The organism is Roseococcus sp., assembly GCF_965227005.1.
Lineage (GTDB): Bacteria > Pseudomonadota > Alphaproteobacteria > Acetobacterales > Acetobacteraceae > Roseococcus.
Genome location: NZ_CBDDFJ010000037.1, coordinates 238,720 through 255,739, shown reverse-complemented (window position 1 = coordinate 255,739; position 17,020 = coordinate 238,720). Strand labels below are relative to the sequence as shown.

The following is a 17,020-nucleotide window of genomic DNA, read 5'->3' as shown; positions in this document are numbered from 1 at the left end:
GCTCAGCGGTCCAGCGCGTTAAGGCCCTGGAGGCGGCGGCGAAGCGCATAGAGCTGGTCGAGCAGCGAGAGGACGATGGGCAGCGCCTCCTCGTTCACGGCCATCACCTCGCGCAGCTCGAGGATCAGGCCGATGCGCTCGGCGTCGATTTCCTGGAAGACCAGGGCGCCGTCGCTTCGATCGGCGCGGACATGGCCCTCGCCGATCCAGCGCCGGAGATCCTCCTCGCGAAGGGTGGCGAAGCGCGCATAGAGGATATCGAGGGTGATCATTCCCCGAAGGCCATGCCGGCGCGCGGATCCTCCGGATCTTCCGGAGTCCAGTCGTTGAGGAAGGCCACCAAGGCGGGGTCCGGCTTGCCGATCGTCACGCGCAGCGTGAGGAAAAGGTCGCCGGCCGGGCGCTTGCCGTGCTCGGCCACGCCCTTGCCGCGCAGGCGGATGACGCGCCCGCTGTCGCTGCCGGCGGGCAGGTTCACGCGCAGCTCGCCGAAGGGCGTCGGCACGACCACGGGCCCGCCGAGGGCGGCCTCCTTGAGCGTGACCGGCAGCTCCATGCGCAGGTCGTTGCCGTCGCGCCGGAGGAATGCGTGATCCGCCACGGTCAGCTCGATGAGGGCGTCGCCGGCGGGGCCGCCATTGCGGCCCGGCTCGCCCTGGCCACGCAGGCGCAGCGTCTGGCCGCTCTCCACCCCGGGCGGGATCTTCACGCTCAGCGCCTTGCCATCGGGCAAGGTGAGCTGGCGGGTGGCCCCGCGCACCGTGTCGAGGAAGGCGACGTTCAGGCGGTAGGTTTCGTCCGAGCCTTTGCGCGGGGCGGATTCGGCCCGGCGGCGGGCCTCGAAGATATCGGCGAAGACGTCCCCGAACATGCCCGGATCCATCCCGTCCGGCGGCTGGCCGTAGCGCGCGCCGAAGGGCTGGTCGGCCTGGCGGCGATAGCCGCCGGGGCGCGCGCCGTAGCCGGGCGGCGCCTTCTCCTGGCCCTCGGCGTCGATCTCGCCGCGGTCGAAGCGGGCGCGCCGCTCGGGGTCGGAGAGGAGGTCGTTCGCGGCCGAGGCCGCCTTGAACTTCTCCTCCGCCTCGGGCTTGCCGGGGTTCAGGTCGGGATGATGCTTGCGCGCAAGCTTGCGGTAGGCGGCCTTGATCGCCTCGGGCGAGGCGTCCCGCGGGACGCCGAGGGCCTTGTAGGGATCCTCTGCCATCAGCCGTCCGAGCGCGGGACCCAGGGCAGACGCGCGATGTCGATGCCATCGTCGCGCAGCGCCTCGGCCTCCTCGTCGCTGGCCTCGCCAAAGATGCCGCGCATCTCGGCCTCGCCGTCATGGATGCGGCGGGCCTCCTTGGCGAATTCGGGGCCGACATAGTCGCAGTTGTTCTCGACCTCCTGGCGCATGCGCTGCAGGAGGGCCATGACCTGGGCCGGCATCGGGCCAGCCGCGTGGTGCGGACCATCGGACGGCGCCTTGGCCGGCGCGGCCTTGACCTTGGCCGGCACGGCGGGCTCGGCCACCGCATCGGGACGGCCCTTCACGCCGGGCGCCTTGGCGACCGAGGGCGTCATGAGCGCCTTGGAGACACGGCAGTCCCCGCAGGTCGGGCATTCGACGAGGCCCACCGCAGCCATGCGGTCATAGGCATCGCCATCCTTGAACCAGCTCTCGAACTGGTGGTCGTTGTCGCAACGAAGTGAAAAGCGAATCATTCCCGTGAACCTCGACCGGATGTGCCCTGATGGCAACCGGTCATCTCCGCCTCACATGGGGAGTCCCGGTTCCCCTTGGCAAGATGGGCGCCCTCACGCCGCGAGGAGGGCATCCAGCTTGCCGGCGCGCTCCAGCGCCGCGAGATCGTCCGAGCCGCCGATCGACGCCCCGTCGATGAAGATCTGCGGAACGGTGGTGCTGCCGCCCGAGCGCTCGGTCGCGTCCTTGCGCGCCTGGCTGCCGCGCGGCGCGTCGAACTCCTGGAATGCGACGCCCTTCTTCTCGAGCAGGGCGCGAGCCCGGTCGCAATAGGGGCAGAAGACCTGCGTGTAGATTTCTATCTGTGCCATGCCGGTAATAAGAATGCCGGATGGCCGGAGTTTCAAGCCGCCGGGGTCGATGCCGCGACGCAGCCGCCATGCAGATCGCGCGCGTCGTCCGGTGTGGCGCATTTCCATCACTTCTCGTGGAAAATACTGAAAAGCGCGGACAGATCACGCCATCCCTCTTTCTTCACGGGTCCAGCTGGGCATTAATCGCAACCTGGAGTTGCGAATATTCTATATCATGCAATCGGAGATTGGCCCATGGTGAATATTATTTCGATTTTGAAATCGAATCCCAACTACAAGGTCTATTCCTATCTGAAGGACGTGTACTCGCCGCCGAAACCCACAATACCGGCTACCGGGCCCGTTGAGCCGGGCGACATCATGATCAAGATGAACGATAAAAGCCTGCTCAACATTGGGATCAGTCTGTTCGAATCGGCCACTTTCACCGGCGACCACGCGGCTTTCTCGCATGCAGGTCTCGCCACTTCCGGTGCCCAGATTGCCGAGATGAGCAAGAGAGGCCTTGAAAACCACAATCTGGCCGGCGAAAATTCCGCCTATACCTACGATGTCTTCCGGTGCCAGTTCCGGCAACTCGCACTCGCCGCCGCCGAGGTGAACAATGCCCTCATGAAGGCGGGACATATCAACTACACCGTCATGGGTGCAGGCCTTTCGGTCCTGCCTTCCATTGTAGCGAGCCACAACATAGGCCGCCTACAAAGCGCCATTCCCAAGATCGAGGCCGGAAAATTCGACCTATTCTGCTCCGAGCACGTTGTTTTCTGCTATATTGCGGCCCTGGAGAAAAATAATACCATCACACAGCTGGGCGATCAGGCAAAAAATCTGAAAATGCACGATTTTTTCGACAGAGAGCCCGGACATTACAGCCCGAGCTACCTCTACAGCACGCTGATGGACCACAAGTTCTTCCAATATGTCGGCCGCTCGCGGGGATCGCATTGGGTCTCATCGTGACGCTGCGGGCGGCCTGAGCCCTCAGGAGGGTCGCTCGATCCGGGGATCGGGCACCCGCGCCACGGCCAGGACGGCCACCGCGACCGCGCCGCTCCCGATAAGCACCCGCGCGCAGGCATCCGCCGTCGCGCCGCTGGTCAGCACGTCGTCGACGAGAAGCACGCGCTGGCCGGCCAGCTTCCGCGCGGATCCGGGCGCCAGGCCGAAAGCGCCCACCAGTGCCATCTCGCGCTGGCGCGCCCCCAGTTCGCCCAGCGGCTTCGTCGCGCGCACCCGTCGCAGCAGCATCGGATCGAAACGCTTGCCGGACATCCGCGACAGCTGAGAAGCCAGCAGCGCCGCCTGATTGTGCCGGCGCCGGAACAGCCGCCAGCGGTGCAGCGGGACCGGAATCAACAGATCCGCCGCGCGCAGCAGATCGGCGCCGGCGCGCGCCATGTGGCGGGCCAACGGCCGGGCCAGCTCCGTGCGGTCGTTGTGCTTGAAGGGCAGAATCAGCGCCTTGGCGCCGTCGTCGTAGCGCAGGGCGGCGCGGGCCGCCGAGAAGGCGGGCGGGGCCGCGACGCAGGCCTCGCACCAGAAGCCCTCGGGCTGGCGCGAGCCGGCGCCGTCATGCGGGAAGGGCACGCCACAGACCTCGCACAGGGGGGCGGTCACGAAGGCGAGGCGGGAGAAGCAGGCGGAGCACATGCCGCCCTGCTCGCCGACCAGGGTGTCGCAGGTCAGGCAGGTGGGCGGCAGCAGGACGTCGAGAAGCCCGACGCCCCATCTTTTGAGCAGACTGCGCGACCGATTCAGACCTTCGCGCCAGGCGGCGCTCCGGTCATCGGGCGCGGATGCGCTGCGCGGCCGATTCAGACCTTCGCGCCAGGCGGCGCTTCGGTCATCGGGCGCGGATTCTACCAGGCACCGAAGCGCGAATCGCCGTCGCGCGCCACCTCGTTGACGAGATCGATCTCCCAGGAGAGGTATTCGTGCATCGCTGCCTCGATGCCGGAATTCCGGTCATAGGGGCGGAGATACCAATCCACGCAGGCCTCGTCCGGCGGCGTCTGCCGGTCGGTCGCGAGAGGCAGGCCAGCAGCCTGCCAGGCGGCGACGCCCCCCTCCAGCACGCGCGCGCCCGGCGTCTCGGCGGCGGCGAGATGGGCCACCATCGGGTCCGGCGCCGTCACGACCACGGCGCCCTCGACCTTCGGCAGACGTCCACGCACCGCCCAGACCGAGCCGGGGATATGCCCCGCCCGGAAGTCGATGGAGCGGGCGAGGTCCACCACCGTCACGCCCGTCTCCGCCGCGAGGGCCTGGGGTGTCACGGTCGGAGCAGGCTTCATCTCCGGTGCCTCGGGCTTCCAGCGGCCGGTCGCCAGGGCGCCCTGCAGCGCGCCCTCCACGACATAGACCTCCCAGCCGCCCATCTGGCGCAGCCAGGCGCCCGACATACGGGCGCGGACCGTGTCGTCATCGGCGAGGATCACGCGAGCGCCGCGTACGGCGACCCACTGGTCCGTCGCCTGGACGAGCTGGCCGCCCGGCGCATGGCGGAAACCGGGGATATGCCCGGCCGCATATTCATCGGCCGCCCGCACGTCGAGCGCATAGGTCGTGCGGCTGTCATCGGCGAGCAGGCCCTCGGCGGCGGCACGGCTGATGACCTTCACGCCGTTCTCCGCGGCGAAGGCGGTGGCGCGCCGGAGCGCGAGTCCGGCGCTCTGCGGCGTGCCGGGCGCATAGCTGCGCGTCTGGCCGCGCTCGACGGAGAACCCGGCCAGCTCCCAGCCCATGGTCCCGTTGCGCAGGGCCACGATGCGGTTGGGCACGCCCGCGCGGCGCAGGCTCTCGGCCCCCATGATGCTGCGGGTGCGGCCGGCGCAGTTCACGACGATCGTCGTCTCCGCATCGGGGACGAGATCGCCGATGCGATAGGCCAGCTCGCCGCCGGGTACGTTCACCGCGCCGGGGATGGTCATCTTCACATATTCGTCCATCGGACGGCTATCGAGGATGACCATCGGCTTGCCGGAATCGACCAGCGCCTGAAGCTCCGGCGGATCGAGGCTCTCGGTGCCGTAATGGTGCTCGACCCACTCGCCGAAAGCCTTGGACGGCACATGCACACCAGTGAAGACGACATAGCCCGCCGCCTTCCAGGCCGGCGTGCCGCCCTTCAGCACATGGACGTCGGCATAGCCGATCGAGGTCAGGTATTCGGCCAGCTTCTCCGCATGGCCCTCGCCACCATCCACGCAGACGACGCGCGTGGCCTTGCGCGGCAGGATCGCGCGGGCGCGCAGCTCCTTCTTCGAGAGGGGGCAGGGAATGGCCCAGAAGAGATGGCCATGGCCGAACTCGCCCTCCTCGCGCGCATCGAGGATCGCGAGTTCGCCGCCGCGCGAGATCCAGGCCTTCAGATCGGCCGCCGAAATGAGACGCATCAGGCTTTGGCGCCCGAGGTCGGCTTCATAAAGCTCTTGTTGTAGTAGGAGACCACGCCGGTCTGGTCGTCGAAGGCGCGGCGGGCGTCGAGCTTCTCCAGCGCCAGCCCGTACATGTGCAGATGCCGCGTCGGCTTCGTGCCCATGGTGTGGATGGAGTGGATGTCCTCGGGCATCAGGCAGATGCCGCGGCCCGGCTCGACCATGATCTCCTCGGCCACGCGCATCTCGCAACGCTCCGGATCGGAGCCGTCGTCCATGCGCTGATAGACCTTGTTCAGCTCCTGGCCGTCCACGGCGACGACGACGGCCCAGGTGGTGTGGTCGTGCGGCTTGGTCGCATTGCCGGGGTTCAGCGCGTTCATGTAGAGGGCGAAGCGGTTGTCCTCGTCCTCCTGCAGGATGTAGCGGTTGCTGCCCTTCTCGCCATTCGGCGGTGAGGGGAATTCGGAGCTCGGGAAGAGATGCTCCTGCGCGGCCAGGGTCATCAGCTCGGCGCGGATGCGATCCAAAGCCGGGCGGGTGACGCCCATCGTCGACTCGATCTCGCGAATACGGCCGATCGTCGCGGCCACGGCGGCGGCGCGGGCCGCCTTCACATCCATCGTGTTCATCTGGGGGCTCCTCCTGATTTTCGTGACGATAGTCCCGCTTGCGCCGCCGCGCCACCGGTCGCAGATGAGGGTCGTGGAAAACTCGCCCGACATCTTCGACCGTGCCCTGGTGGCCCTTCGCCGCGAGCGCGCGGCCTCGACCGTGGCCAAGGTCGCCCCCGTCCTGGACGCGGCGGCCGTCTGCCTGCTCGACCGGCTGGACGACACGACGCATCGCTTCTCCCGCGCGCTCGACCTCGGCGGGCGCGGCGCGGTCGCCCCGATGCTGCGCCGGCGCGGCATCCCCTTCGTCGTCTCGATGGACCTCTCCCCGGCCATGGCGCGCCGCGCGGGCGGCCCGGCCGGCGACGATAAATGCCTGGCCGTCGCCGGCGACGAGGAATGGCTGCCCTTCGCGCCCGGCAGCTTCGACCTGATCGTGGCCAGCCTCAGCCTGCACTGGGTGAACGACCTGCCCGGCGCGCTGATCCAGATCCGCCGGGCCCTGGCCCCGGACGGGATGTTCCTCGGCTCCCTGCCCGGCCTCGGCACGCTCCAGGGCCTGCGCGAGGCGCTGAACACCGCCGAGGCCGAGACGCGCGGCGGCGTCTCGCCCCGCATCTCCCCCTTCCCCGAACTGCGCGACCTCGCCGGCCTGCTCCAGCGCGCCGGCTTCGCGATCCCCGTCGCGGACCAGGAAAGGCTGCCGATGATCTATCGCAGCCCCCTGGCCCTCGTCTCGGATCTGCGCGCGGCGGGGGAGAGCAATGCGGTGCGCGCAAGGGATTCCCGCATTCCGCCGCGCGAATTCTTCCCCCTCGCCTTCTCCCGGCTCGACCTGGAAATGGAGCTCCGCCTCCTGGTGATGACCGGTTGGGCGCCGCATGAGAGCCAGCAGAAGCCGGCCCGGCGGGGCAGCGCCAATGCCAGCCTGGCCGAGGCCCTGGGCAGCGTGGAGATCAAGGCCGGCGAGAAACCGGGTTGAACCGGACGGCCCCGGAGCGCATCTTCGCCCCTGTCACATTCTCTAAGCAGGCCGGGCCTTTCCATGGACAATCAGGGCGCTGAATCACGCCGCATCACGCGCCACACCCTTGAGGATTTCGAGGGCGCGCGCCGGGCCGGAGCCCTGGCCGCGGCCTGCCTCGACATGATCACCCCGCATGTCCAGCCGGGCGTGACGACCGGGCAGCTCGACCAGCTCTGCCACGATTTCATGGTGGAGCACGGCGCCGTGCCGGCGACGCTGGGCTATCGCGGCTACACCAAGTCCTCCTGCATCTCGATCAACCACGTCGTCTGCCACGGCATTCCGGGCGAGCGGGTGATCGTCGAGGGCGACGTGCTCAACATCGACGTGACCCCGCTGCTCGACGGCTGGCACGGCGATTCCAGCCGGATGTATGCGGCGGGCCCGGTCAGCACCAAGGCGCGGCTGCTCATGGACGTGACCTATGAGGCGATGATGCGCGGCATCGAGGTCGCCAAGCCGGGCAACACCTTCGGCGACATCGGCCATGCCATCCAGACCTATGCCGAGAAGCACCGCTTCACCATCGTGCGCGACTTCTGCGGCCATGGCGTCGGGCGGAAGTTCCACGAGCCGCCGAACGTGCTGCATTTCGGCCGCCCGGGCGAAGGCGCGAAGCTCGCGCCGGGGATGTTCTTCACGATCGAGCCCATGGTGAATGCCGGGCGGCCCGAGGTGAAGATCCTGGACGACGGCTGGACCGCCGTGACGCGCGACCGCAGCCTCTCGGCCCAGTTCGAGCATATGATCGGCATCACCGAGACGGGGTGCGAGATCTTCACGCTCTCGCCCGGCGGGCTTTCCAAGCCGCCCTACGCCTGAGCCTGCGCGCCTGATGCTTCTCGATTGAAGCGAGGCGGGCGCGGTGCGATCCTCGGGGCCTTCCCGAGGAGACGACGGCATGTCCGCGAAACGGGGCCTCGACGAGGCCGGGGGCCTTTTCCCGATCGAGGCGCCGGGCGCATCCCTCGGCGCCGACGGTCACCGCGCGCGGATGCGCCGCAAGCTGATCGAGGCCGGCCCCGCCGCGCTGCTCGACCACGAACTGATCGAGATGGTGCTCTTCCTCGCTCTGCCGCGCCGCGACACCAAGCCCATCGCGAAGATGCTGCTCATTCGCTTCGGCAGCTTCGCCGGCGCGCTCAGCGCGACCACGGCCGAACTCCGCGCCATCGAGGGCCTTGGCGAGGCCGGGATCGCCGCGCTGCGCACCGTGCAGGCCGCGGCACTCCGGCTGGGCGAGGCGGTGGTGAAGAGCCAGCCCTTGCTCGGCGACAGCGCCAGCCTCGCCGCCTATCTCACCGCCGCTATGGCGCGCGAGCGCACCGAGCACTTCCGCGTCCTGTTCCTCGACGTGAAGCTCCGCCTGATCGCCGATGAGGTGATGGGGCGCGGCACCGTGGACCACACCCCGGCCTATCCGCGCGAGGTGGTGAAACGCGCCCTGGAGCTGCATGCCTCTTCCGTGATCCTGGCGCACAACCATCCCTCCGGCGACCCGGCGCCGAGCCAGGCCGATATCGCGATGACGCGCGACATCAAGGCCGCCGCCGCGGCCCTGGGGATCGCCCTGCACGATCACCTGATCGTGGGCCGTGGCGCGCCCTTCTCGATGCGCGCCAGGGGCCTGCTCTGACCGGGCCTGCGGCGGACATGTCGCGGCGACCGTCGCAAGATTTTCGAGGCTTTCACGACTGGGCCGGACTAACCTCCACCGCGCAGCGAGGAGGCAGAGCGATGTTCGATCATGTCGGGCTGAAGGTGCGCGACACCGCCGCGGCCGTGAAATTCTACGCGGCCATCATGGCCACGCTCGGCCAGAGGCCGATCGCCGAGGACGGCACCGGCTACGGCTTCAAGGACGGGGGGCTCTGGCTGAGCGAGGACAAGGCCGCGCCGGGCGGCGCGCATCTCGCCTTCAAGGCGGCGAACCACGAGACGGTCCGGCGCTTCCACAAGGCCGGGCTGGCCGCTGGCGGGAGGGATAACGGCCCGCCCGGGCCGCGCCCCGATTACGGGCCGAACTACTACGCGGCCTTCCTGTTCGATCCCGACGGCAACAACGTCGAAGCCGTCTGCAAGAAGGCCGGTTGATCCGTCAGCCCGCGGCCACCGCCGGTCGCGCGCCCAGGATATGGGCGATGGCATAGGTCAGGTCGGGCCGGTTGAGCGTGTAGAAGTGGAACTCGTCCACGCCATTGGCCTGCAGGATGCGCACCTGCTCGGCCGCCACCGTCGCCGCCACCAGCCGGCGCGTGTCCACATCCTCGTCCAGCCCCTCGAAGAGCCGGCCCAGCCAGTCCGGCACCGAGGCGCCGCACATGGCCGAGAAGCGCTTCAGGCTGGCGAAGTTCGAGACCGGCATGATGCCGGGCACGATCGGCGCCGTGATCCCCGCCGCGTGGCAGCGGTCCAGGAAGCGCAGGTAGATGTCGGTGTCGAAGAAGTATTGCGTCACCGCCCGGCTCGCCCCGGCGTCGATCTTGCGCTTCAGGAAATCGAGATCGGCATCGGCCGAAAGTGCGGCCGGATGGACCTCCGGATAAGCGCCCACGCTGATGTCGAAGTCGCCGATCCGGCGCAGGCCCCGCACCAGGTCCTCCGCCTGGGCATAGCCGCCCGGATGGGGCTCGTAGGTCGCCGCGCCGGCCGGCGGATCGCCGCGCAGGGCGACGATGTGCCGTACCCCGGCCTCCCAATAGGCCTGGGCCACCTCGTCCACTTCCTCGCGGGTCGCGCCCACGCAGGTCAGATGCGCGGCCGGCGTCAGCGAGGTTTCCTTCGCGAGGCGCGCCACCGTGTCATGCGTGCGCGACCGGGTGGAGCCGCCCGCGCCATAGGTCACGGAGACGAAACGAGGCGCCAGAGGCTCCAGCCGGCGGATGCAGGTCCAGAGATCCGCCTCAAGCTTCTCGTTCTTGGGCGGGAAGAACTCGAAGGACAGCTTGGGGGCCGGAAGGCTCGACGGCGTAGGCAGGGTCCCGACCCGGGGGCCAGTCAGCCAGCGTTCCAGCGTGTTGGAGGGCGAAGCGTTCATGATGCCGACGTTTGACGGCGCGTCGACCATTGCGCAAGTGGCAACGCGCCCCAGCTAACATGCCGAGCGACTTGCTCCGGCTCATGAAAATGTGCATGTAGTTGAAGCGGCATCCCTTCGCACGAGTTTATGGTGCTCGCCCAGAAAGGTCCGATGTTGTCCATGCGGTTTGCTCCAATCCTCGCCTCCGTCATCCTGCTGGCAGGCTTGGCTGGCTGCGCTGCGCGGCCGCCGGCGAGCGACCCGGAGGCCCTGGAGGAATTCCGGGCCAATAACGACCCCGTCGAGCCCTTCAACCGCGCCATGTATTCGGTGAACAACGCCATCGACACGGTGGCGCTGCGGCCCGCGGCCCAGGCCTATCGCTTCGTCCTGCCGCAGCCCGTGCGCGACGGCGTGCGCAACGCGCTGGGCAACCTGCGCGCGCCGACCATCCTGCTGAACGACGTGCTGCAGGGCGAGCCCGACCGGGCGGCCACCACCGCGGCGCGCTTCATGATTAACTCCACGCTTGGCCTCGGCGGCCTAATCGACGTCGCCGCCTGGCAGTTCGGCCTCCCCGGCCATGGCGAGGACTTCGGCCAGACCCTGGCGGTCTGGGGCGTGGGCGAAGGCCCCTATCTGTTCCTGCCCGTGCTCGGCCCGTCCAACCCGCGCGATCTCCTCGGCTACGGCGTCGACGCGGTGGCGAGCCCCTGGTTCTGGTTCGGCCAGGGCGAGGTCGTCGAGGCGCTGCGCTGGGCCTATGCCGGCATCGGCGTCCTCGATGCGCGCGAAGGCGTGCTCGACGCGCTGGACGAGCTGAACCGCTCCTCGCTCGACCCCTATTCGACACTGCGCAGCGCCTATCGTCAGCGCCGCAATGCCGAGATCCGCAATACTGGGACCGTCGCGCCGGAAGCGGCGCGCGGCACCGGCTTCGGCGTCGGAACGGGTGTTCCCGTGCCGCGTCAGCCGAACCCGACAGCGCCCTGAGGCCCATCCCATGACCATGACCCTGAACCCGCCGCGCCCCTCGCGCCGGGCGCTTTTGGCCCTCCTGGCCGCCCTGCCCTTCGTCGCGCCGCTGGCGGCACGCGCGCAGATGGATCCGGGCCGCGCCACCACCTTCATTCACACCACGGGCGATTCGCTGGTCGCCGCGCTCAACAGCACCGGCCTCTCGGCCGCCCAGCGGCGCGAGCGCGTGGCGGGCATCCTGCGCCAGGCGGTGGATATGGAGGGCACGGGCCGCTTCATCCTCGGCCGCTGGTGGCGCGTGGCCTCGCCGGCCGAGCAGCAGGAATACCTGCGCCTCTTCGAGGAGACGCTGACCCGCAACCTCGCCAGCCGCTTCGGCGAGTACCAGGGCGTGCGCTTCTCCATGGGCCGCAGCCAGCAGCGCAGCGAGGACGACGCGATGGTGACCACCATCGTGGAGCGCCCCGGCCAGGCGGGCGTCAATCTGGACTGGCGCGTGGCCGAGGTGGGCGGACAGCCGCGCATCGTGGACCTCGTGGCGGAAGGCACTTCGCTGCGCCTGACGCAGCGCAGCGAATACAGCGCGGTGATCCAGCGCGGCGGGAACCAGGTCTCCGCCCTGCTGACGGCGATGCGCAACCAGTTGCAGCAGATGCAGCAACGCTCCTGAGGAGCCGACCAGGGGCGCGCCCCCTGGCTTACTTCATCCAGGCGATCAGCCGTTCCGGCGCCTCGGCCATCGCCGCTTCCGCCCCGCAATAGCTGAAGCGCAGGAACCGCGCGCCGCGCGTGCGGTCGAAGTCCACGCCCGGCGTGGCCGCGATCCCCGCGCCTTCCAGCATCCGCGCCGAGAACTGCGTGCTGTCATTGGTGAGCTGCGAGACGTCGCACCACAGATAGAAAGCGCCATCCGCCGCCGCGATCCGGTCGAAGCCAGCCTTGGGCAGATTCTCCAGCAGGAGCGCCCGGCTGCGGGCATAGCCGGCCTTCTTGGCCTCCAGCTCCTCGACGCAGTCCATCGCCGCCTCGGCCGCCACCTGGGCCACGTGCGGGGCCGAGATGAACATGTTCTGCGCCAGGCATTCGACCGGCCGCACCAGATCCTCGGGCAGCAGCAGCCAGCCGATGCGCCAGCCGGTCATGCACCAGTATTTGCTGAAGCTGTTGACGACCACCGCGCTCTCGCTGAAGGCCGCCGCCGTGCTCTCGGCGACCGTGCCCCAGGAAAGGCCGTGATAGATCTCGTCCGAGATCAGCCGCACGCCCCTGGCGTGGCACCAGCGCGCGATCTCGGCGAGCTCATTGGGCGTCAGCATGGTGCCGGCGGGATTGCAGGGGCTCGCGACCACCAGCCCGTCCGGCAGCGGGTCGAGCTGCTCCAGCAGGGAGATGGTCGGCTGGAATCGCGTCTCGGGGCCGCATTCCAGCAGCACCGGCTCCATGCCGAGGGCGGTCAGGATATTGGCGTAGGGCGGGTAGAAGGGCGCGGCCATGGCCACCCGGTCGCCCCGGTCGAAGGCGGCGAGGAAGGCCAGGGGAAAGGCGCCCGAGGCGCCCACCGTCACCGCAATCCGCGCGGGCGAGACGGTCACGCCGTAATGGTCGAGATAGTGTTGCGCGATCCGCGCGCGGAGGCTCGGCAGGCCGAAGGCCTCGGTATAGCCGAGCGGATGGCCGGAATGCAGCGCCGCCACGGCCGCCGCGATGGCCCCGGCGGGCGCGCCGGAGGCGGGCTGGCCCACCTCCATGCGCAGGATGCCGGGAGCCGAGGCGGGCTGGTTCGCGGCCTTGGCATTGGCGGCCGCGATCACGTCCATCACGATGAAGGGCGGGGCTTCGGCGCCCCGCCCGACCTTGAGCGTCACCGGTCGGTGGCGCCGAGCGCCACGCCGGCGCCCCGCGGATCGCTGAGCGTCGTGCAGAGCGCCTGGAAGCCGGGCAGGTAGCGTGGGCACATGCCGACCTGGGCGCGGCCGGCGGCAGGCACCGCCTGCATGACGGCCTCGGGCCCGGCATCGCGCAGCATCTGCGCGGCCATGGGGCCGGCGACGGCCATCGGCGCGCCCTCCTGGCCCGAACCGGCGGCGGCCATGCGGAAGGCGCGCAGATTGGGGTTCCAGCCGATCGCGGCCGAGAGCAGCGGCAGCTGGACGCGGCCGAGATTGGGCGCGGCGGCGCCGAGGAAGCCCATTCCCGGCATGATCCGGCCCGTGCCGAAGAGGTTGTTCATGGTGAAGGCGCAGGTCACGGCATTGCCGTTGCGGTCGAAGACCATGAGGCCGGCGCTGGCCGGCAGGGCGCTCAGGCCGCCAGCGGGGAGGTCGGTCGCGGCCAGCAGGGCCGCCGGGTCGCCCCCGCGCGCGCGGGCCGCCGCGGCCACGGCCATGGCACGGGCCTGGGCGGCATCGCCCGCCTGGCCGGCCTGGAGCGACTGGAAGGCCGCGGCGGCGGCAAGGCCGCCATCGGCCGGCGGCGGCAGGAAGGCGATGCGGTCGCCGCTGCGGCCATTCACGATGATCGGGCGCAGAAGCTGCGGCAGGGCCGCACGCAGCTCGGCGACGCTGATGGTCCCCGCACCCACCTGGCCCGAGACCTCCTCGAGCCGGCGCGCCAGCCCGCCCTGATGCAGGTCGCCCACGCCGGAGATTCGCAGCGCGGCCAGGGTGCCGCCCAGCGGCGGGTTCTGGAAGTTTTCGCCCACCGCGACCGGCTGGCCGTTGCGGCCGAAGACGGAGCGCGCCTCGGGATCGGCGAAGAGCGGCCCCTGCACGGCCGTCAGATCGTTGTGCAGCGCCCGCGACATGGGAATGCCAAAGCGCGCGGCCTGCTCGGCCGGACCGATCAGCTCCTCGAAGGGCCGGCCATTGGGCAGGCGCGTGTGGAGCGCGAAGAGGCCGCGGGCGAGGAGCGGCACGGCGGCCGGGCGATCGGCATTGGCCGGGGTGCCGCTGCGCGCGCCGGGCAGGAAGCTGACCGCCTCCACGTCGTTGCGGATGCGGTTGTAGATGAGGCAGGCGCCACCGCCGCCCAGGCCGACGCGCGAGGGCAGCGTCGCGGCCATGACGAAGCCGGCCGCCACGGCGGCATCCGCCGCATTGCCGCCGGCGGAGAGCACGTTGCGCGCGGTGGCTGCGGCCACCGGTTCCTCGGCCGCCACGCCGCCCAGGAAGCCCGAGACATAGCCCGGGGTGCCGGCGGCGATGCTGTTGCCGAGAAGGCCCGAGGTGAGGTTCCCCGCCGTTTCGCAGGCGGTGAGCGAAAGGCCGGCGACGACCAGAGCGAGGGCCCGCCCAGAGATCGGGCGGCGGGGCGTGGCAGTCCTGTCGGGCGTGTTCATGCGGGTGGCGCTCGATTCCCTCGATGGCGGCATTCCGGCCGGTCGAGGGGGATTAGACGCCTTCTTCCCACCGGGCAACCGAGATGGCTTGCGCGCAGGTCCGATGCCCGCGCACGGGAATTGCCTCGCGCGGGCGGAGGGAGGATGTTGGGCCCTTGCGAAAGGGTCGAAAGATGAACCGACGTGGACTGGCGGCGCTCGGCGCCGCCCTGATTCCGGGCACGGCGATGGCCCAGGCGCTCAGCGCCGAACAGCGGACCGAGGTGCTGCAGCTGCTGCGCCAGGCCTTGCGGGAGGATCCCAGCCTCCTGCGCGACGCTATGGCCGGGCTGGAGCAGGCCGAGCAGGCCGAGCGCGCCTCGTCGCTCGCCGCGACCATCCGCGCCCGCGCCGAGCAGCTCTTCCGCGACGCCTCCGATCCGGTGAAGGGCAATCCGCAGGGCAGCGTGACCTTCGTGGAGTTCTTCGATGCCCGCTGCGGCTATTGCAAGCAGTTGCACCCGGTCATGGAGCAGCTGCTGCAGCGCGAGCGGGACGTGCGGGTCGTGATGAAGGACCTGCCGATCCTGGGGCCGAACTCGGTGCTCGCGACGCGGGCGCTGATGGCCGCCCAGCGCCAGAATCTCTACGCGCCGCTCTACGACGCGCTGATGCGCCTGCGCGAGGAGCCGGCCGAGCCCGTGCTGCGCCGCGAGGCGGAACGGGTCCGGATCGACTGGGCGCGGCTGCGGCGGGACATGGACGACCCCACGATCCAGACGCGAATCGCCCGGAACCTGGAGCTGGCGCGCGCGCTGGACATCCAGGGCACGCCGGCGCTGATCATCGGGACGACGCTGGTGCCCGGCGCGGTGGACCTGGCCGAGCTGCGGCGGCTGACGGCGGCGGCGCGCGGTTAGCCGCCCCGCCCCATAAAAACATCCGCCCCCTCAACTGTGCGGATGGTGCGTCGGCGGCCCGGTGCCTGAGGGTACAAATATAGCGCGATAAATCAGGCCAGACGGCCCGAGTTATCGCGGCCCGCGACGGCGGTTGAGCGCGAGCTCGTCCTCGGTGAGCTGGAAGCCCACCATGATCCGGTAATCCTGCGCGCGAAGGTGCTGCCCGACCGGGAAGCTGATCTCCACCGGCTGGGAGCTCACGGCGGCGCGCGTCGTATTGGCGCCGAACTGCGCGGGCAGGACGAAGCTCTGGCGGCTGATGACGTTGTCGTTCGCGTCCAGCACCGCGAGGAACCAGGGGATCTGGACCGCGCGGGAGGGGGCGGCCGGGCCGCGATCCATCTGGAAGCGCATGGAAATCGTGGCGTCCAGGCTCCGGTCGCGGCGGCCGCGGCGGCAATTGGCGTCCACCGCCGTCACCCGGGCGTCCAGCACCACGGTCGACAGGTCGGGCGGCGAGCCGGCGCGGTAGCGCGTGAGATCGGCCAGATCCGACGGCAGGGTCAGCGCCGGGCACGAGACCAACAGGTCGTCGATCCGGGTCGGCTGGCAACCGGATACCACCATCGCCGACAAGACCAGCGGCGCAATAAAGGCCAGACGCATGCTCACCCCTCCAATCCGCGCTCCGTCTGGCACCGATCGGCCCAAAGGGATAGTCTGTGAGGCTACAGCACCTCCCCTTGGGATTCTGCACCACATGGCCGAAAAGCCCACCCTTCACGTGTTTCTCGCCGGGCCGCGCGGTTTCTGCGCCGGCGTGGACCGCGCCATCAAGATCGTCGAGGAAGCGCTCAAGCGCTACGGCGCGCCGGTCTATGTCCGGCACGAGATCGTCCACAACCGCTTCGTCGTCGAGGCGCTGGAACGCCAGGGCGCCGTCTTCGTGGAGGAGCTCACCGAGATCCCCAATGACGGCCAGCCCGTGGTGTTTTCCGCCCATGGCGTGCCGAAATCCATTCCGGCCGAGGCCGAGCGGCGCGAGATGTTCTTCCTCGACGCCACCTGCCCGCTCGTCAGCAAGGTGCATCGCGAGGCCGAGCACCACTTCTCGCGCGAGCGGCATCTGATCCTGATCGGCCATGCCCGCCACCCCGAGGTGATCGGCACCATGGGCCAGCTTCCGCCTGGCGCCGTGACTTTGGTCGAGGACGAGGAGCAGGCCCGCACGGTCGAGCCCCCGGCCGGCCGGCCGCTCGCCTTCATCACCCAGACCACGCTCTCCGTCGACGACACGGCGGAGATCGTGAACATCCTGCAGAGCCGCTTCCCGCACATCTCGGCGCCGGCGAAGGAGGACATCTGCTACGCGACCACCAACCGCCAGGCCGCGGTGAAGGAGATCGCGCCCAAGGTCGATATGATGATCGTGGTCGGCGCGCCGAACTCCTCCAACTCGGTGCGCCTGGTCGAGGTCGCTGGCCGGGCCAGCACCGCCAAGGCGGTGATGGTCCAGCGCGGGCGGGACCTGGATCTCGCGACGGTCGAGGGCGTGCGCCGCATCGGCATCACCGCCGGCGCCTCCGCGCCGGAGGTCCTCGTCGAGGAGGTGCTGGCGCGCCTGCGCGAGCGCTACACGCTCGAGATCGAAGAGATCGTGGTGGCGGAGGAGAAGGTCATCTTCAAGCTCCCCGCCGCCCTGGCCACCCCAGCGTCCGTCTAGTCC

At 69.8% G+C, this 17,020-nt stretch carries 20 protein-coding genes; 9 read left to right on the top strand and 11 right to left on the bottom strand.

Annotation, left to right across the window (positions count from 1 at the left end; all coding sequences use genetic code 11):
* Positions 1-2: 2 nt before the first annotated feature.
* The 4 genes from ACO057_RS21005 to grxC form a co-directional block, all read right to left on the bottom strand.
* A complete protein-coding gene (locus ACO057_RS21005; protein ID WP_421995137.1) occupies positions 3-272 on the bottom strand; it encodes a hypothetical protein in 270 nt (89 codons plus the stop codon).
* The gene (locus tag ACO057_RS21000) at positions 269-1,207 is read right to left on the bottom strand and encodes a DnaJ C-terminal domain-containing protein (protein ID WP_421995560.1); all 939 of its coding nucleotides are present in this window, start codon (positions 1,205-1,207) and stop codon (positions 269-271) included. The genes ACO057_RS21005 and ACO057_RS21000 overlap by 4 nt, the downstream gene beginning before the upstream one ends.
* Complete coding sequence (locus ACO057_RS20995; protein WP_421995135.1) at positions 1,204-1,704, bottom strand: DUF1178 family protein; 501 nt, start codon at positions 1,702-1,704, stop codon at positions 1,204-1,206. The genes ACO057_RS21000 and ACO057_RS20995 overlap by 4 nt, the downstream gene beginning before the upstream one ends.
* 93 nt (positions 1,705-1,797) lie before the next feature.
* Entirely contained in the window at positions 1,798-2,055 is a 258-nt protein-coding gene (grxC, locus tag ACO057_RS20990) for a glutaredoxin 3 (protein WP_421995558.1), read from the bottom strand.
* 237 nt (positions 2,056-2,292) lie between these two features.
* On the opposite strand from grxC, the gene ACO057_RS20985 reads away from it, so the two are divergent.
* Positions 2,293-3,021: a hypothetical protein gene (locus ACO057_RS20985; protein ID WP_421995133.1), complete on the top strand. Its 729-nt coding sequence runs from the start codon at positions 2,293-2,295 to the stop codon at positions 3,019-3,021.
* A 21-nt stretch (positions 3,022-3,042) separates the two neighbouring features.
* On the opposite strand, the gene ACO057_RS20980 is transcribed toward ACO057_RS20985, so the two are convergent.
* The 3 genes from ACO057_RS20980 to ACO057_RS20970 all read right to left on the bottom strand — a co-directional run bounded on the left by ACO057_RS20980 (position 3,043) and on the right by ACO057_RS20970 (position 6,070).
* On the bottom strand, positions 3,043-3,765 hold the full coding sequence (locus ACO057_RS20980; RefSeq protein ID WP_421995556.1) for a ComF family protein: 723 nt from the start codon (positions 3,763-3,765) through the stop codon (positions 3,043-3,045).
* Positions 3,766-3,920: 155 nt separating this feature from the next.
* A complete protein-coding gene (locus tag ACO057_RS20975; protein WP_421995131.1) occupies positions 3,921-5,456 on the bottom strand; it encodes a rhodanese-like domain-containing protein in 1,536 nt (511 codons plus the stop codon).
* Complete coding sequence (locus tag ACO057_RS20970; RefSeq protein WP_421995129.1) at positions 5,456-6,070, bottom strand: cysteine dioxygenase; 615 nt, start codon at positions 6,068-6,070, stop codon at positions 5,456-5,458. The genes ACO057_RS20975 and ACO057_RS20970 overlap by 1 nt, the downstream gene beginning before the upstream one ends.
* Positions 6,071-6,134: 64 nt before the next feature.
* Between ACO057_RS20970 and ACO057_RS20965 the strand changes: the two genes are divergently transcribed.
* The 4 genes from ACO057_RS20965 (at position 6,135) to ACO057_RS20950 (ending at position 9,173) form a co-directional block, all read left to right on the top strand.
* A complete protein-coding gene (locus tag ACO057_RS20965; protein ID WP_421995127.1) occupies positions 6,135-7,034 on the top strand; it encodes a methyltransferase domain-containing protein in 900 nt (299 codons plus the stop codon).
* A gap of 63 nt (positions 7,035-7,097) precedes the next feature.
* Complete coding sequence (gene map / locus ACO057_RS20960) at positions 7,098-7,901, top strand: type I methionyl aminopeptidase (RefSeq protein WP_421995125.1); 804 nt, start codon at positions 7,098-7,100, stop codon at positions 7,899-7,901.
* A gap of 79 nt (positions 7,902-7,980) precedes the next feature.
* Positions 7,981-8,715 carry a RadC family protein gene (gene radC, locus ACO057_RS20955; protein WP_421995123.1) on the top strand — a complete coding sequence of 245 codons (735 nt, stop codon included), beginning with the start codon at positions 7,981-7,983 and terminating at the stop codon, positions 8,713-8,715.
* A 101-nt stretch (positions 8,716-8,816) separates the two neighbouring features.
* Positions 8,817-9,173, top strand: a complete 357-nt coding sequence (locus tag ACO057_RS20950) for a VOC family protein (protein WP_421995121.1) — start codon at positions 8,817-8,819, stop codon at positions 9,171-9,173.
* A 4-nt stretch (positions 9,174-9,177) separates the two neighbouring features.
* Here the strand turns inward: ACO057_RS20950 and metF are convergent, their stop codons facing one another.
* A complete protein-coding gene (gene metF / locus ACO057_RS20945; protein WP_421995119.1) occupies positions 9,178-10,116 on the bottom strand; it encodes a methylenetetrahydrofolate reductase [NAD(P)H] in 939 nt (312 codons plus the stop codon).
* 162 nt (positions 10,117-10,278) lie between these two features.
* On the opposite strand from metF, the gene ACO057_RS20940 reads away from it, so the two are divergent.
* A complete protein-coding gene (locus ACO057_RS20940; RefSeq protein ID WP_421995117.1) occupies positions 10,279-11,091 on the top strand; it encodes an MlaA family lipoprotein in 813 nt (270 codons plus the stop codon).
* Positions 11,092-11,101: 10 nt separating this feature from the next.
* Positions 11,102-11,746: an MlaC/ttg2D family ABC transporter substrate-binding protein gene (locus ACO057_RS20935; RefSeq protein ID WP_421995115.1), complete on the top strand. Its 645-nt coding sequence runs from the start codon at positions 11,102-11,104 to the stop codon at positions 11,744-11,746.
* A gap of 28 nt (positions 11,747-11,774) precedes the next feature.
* On the opposite strand, the gene ACO057_RS20930 is transcribed toward ACO057_RS20935, so the two are convergent.
* Both ACO057_RS20930 and ACO057_RS20925 read right to left on the bottom strand, forming a co-directional pair.
* The gene (locus ACO057_RS20930; RefSeq protein ID WP_421995113.1) at positions 11,775-12,941 is read right to left on the bottom strand and encodes a pyridoxal phosphate-dependent aminotransferase; all 1,167 of its coding nucleotides are present in this window, start codon (positions 12,939-12,941) and stop codon (positions 11,775-11,777) included.
* On the bottom strand, positions 12,938-14,413 hold the full coding sequence (locus ACO057_RS20925) for a gamma-glutamyltransferase (protein ID WP_421995111.1): 1,476 nt from the start codon (positions 14,411-14,413) through the stop codon (positions 12,938-12,940). The genes ACO057_RS20930 and ACO057_RS20925 overlap by 4 nt, the downstream gene beginning before the upstream one ends.
* Positions 14,414-14,586: 173 nt before the next feature.
* On the opposite strand from ACO057_RS20925, the gene ACO057_RS20920 reads away from it, so the two are divergent.
* A complete protein-coding gene (locus ACO057_RS20920) occupies positions 14,587-15,312 on the top strand; it encodes a DsbA family protein (RefSeq protein WP_421995109.1) in 726 nt (241 codons plus the stop codon).
* Positions 15,313-15,423: 111 nt separating this feature from the next.
* Here the strand turns inward: ACO057_RS20920 and ACO057_RS20915 are convergent, their stop codons facing one another.
* Positions 15,424-15,960 (bottom strand): hypothetical protein, encoded by a 537-nt coding sequence (locus tag ACO057_RS20915; RefSeq protein ID WP_421995107.1) that lies wholly within the window; start codon positions 15,958-15,960, stop codon positions 15,424-15,426.
* Positions 15,961-16,054: 94 nt separating this feature from the next.
* Between ACO057_RS20915 and ispH the strand changes: the two genes are divergently transcribed.
* Entirely contained in the window at positions 16,055-17,017 is a 963-nt protein-coding gene (gene ispH, locus ACO057_RS20910) for a 4-hydroxy-3-methylbut-2-enyl diphosphate reductase (protein ID WP_421995105.1), read from the top strand.
* The last annotated feature ends 3 nt before the right edge of the window (positions 17,018-17,020 follow it).

What these genes read in the sequence shown, in the direction of transcription:
- ACO057_RS21005 (WP_421995137.1), bottom strand. Translation starts at nt 272, where the DNA reads ATGATCACCCTCGATATCCTCTATGCGCGCTTCGCCACCCTTCGCGAG.
- ACO057_RS20995 (WP_421995135.1), bottom strand. Translation starts at nt 1,704, where the DNA reads ATGATTCGCTTTTCACTTCGTTGCGACAACGACCACCAGTTCGAGAGC.
- grxC (WP_421995558.1), bottom strand. Translation starts at nt 2,055, where the DNA reads ATGGCACAGATAGAAATCTACACGCAGGTCTTCTGCCCCTATTGCGAC.
- ACO057_RS20985 (WP_421995133.1), top strand. Translation starts at nt 2,293, where the DNA reads ATGGTGAATATTATTTCGATTTTGAAATCGAATCCCAACTACAAGGTC.
- ACO057_RS20975 (WP_421995131.1), bottom strand. Translation starts at nt 5,456, where the DNA reads ATGCGTCTCATTTCGGCGGCCGATCTGAAGGCCTGGATCTCGCGCGGC.
- ACO057_RS20970 (WP_421995129.1), bottom strand. Translation starts at nt 6,070, where the DNA reads ATGAACACGATGGATGTGAAGGCGGCCCGCGCCGCCGCCGTGGCCGCG.
- ACO057_RS20965 (WP_421995127.1), top strand. Translation starts at nt 6,135, where the DNA reads ATGAGGGTCGTGGAAAACTCGCCCGACATCTTCGACCGTGCCCTGGTG.
- map (WP_421995125.1), top strand. Translation starts at nt 7,098, where the DNA reads ATGGACAATCAGGGCGCTGAATCACGCCGCATCACGCGCCACACCCTT.
- radC (WP_421995123.1), top strand. Translation starts at nt 7,981, where the DNA reads ATGTCCGCGAAACGGGGCCTCGACGAGGCCGGGGGCCTTTTCCCGATC.
- ACO057_RS20950 (WP_421995121.1), top strand. Translation starts at nt 8,817, where the DNA reads ATGTTCGATCATGTCGGGCTGAAGGTGCGCGACACCGCCGCGGCCGTG.
- metF (WP_421995119.1), bottom strand. Translation starts at nt 10,116, where the DNA reads ATGAACGCTTCGCCCTCCAACACGCTGGAACGCTGGCTGACTGGCCCC.
- ACO057_RS20940 (WP_421995117.1), top strand. Translation starts at nt 10,279, where the DNA reads ATGCGGTTTGCTCCAATCCTCGCCTCCGTCATCCTGCTGGCAGGCTTG.
- ACO057_RS20935 (WP_421995115.1), top strand. Translation starts at nt 11,102, where the DNA reads ATGACCATGACCCTGAACCCGCCGCGCCCCTCGCGCCGGGCGCTTTTG.
- ACO057_RS20925 (WP_421995111.1), bottom strand. Translation starts at nt 14,413, where the DNA reads ATGAACACGCCCGACAGGACTGCCACGCCCCGCCGCCCGATCTCTGGG.
- ACO057_RS20920 (WP_421995109.1), top strand. Translation starts at nt 14,587, where the DNA reads ATGAACCGACGTGGACTGGCGGCGCTCGGCGCCGCCCTGATTCCGGGC.
- ACO057_RS20915 (WP_421995107.1), bottom strand. Translation starts at nt 15,960, where the DNA reads ATGCGTCTGGCCTTTATTGCGCCGCTGGTCTTGTCGGCGATGGTGGTA.
- ispH (WP_421995105.1), top strand. Translation starts at nt 16,055, where the DNA reads ATGGCCGAAAAGCCCACCCTTCACGTGTTTCTCGCCGGGCCGCGCGGT.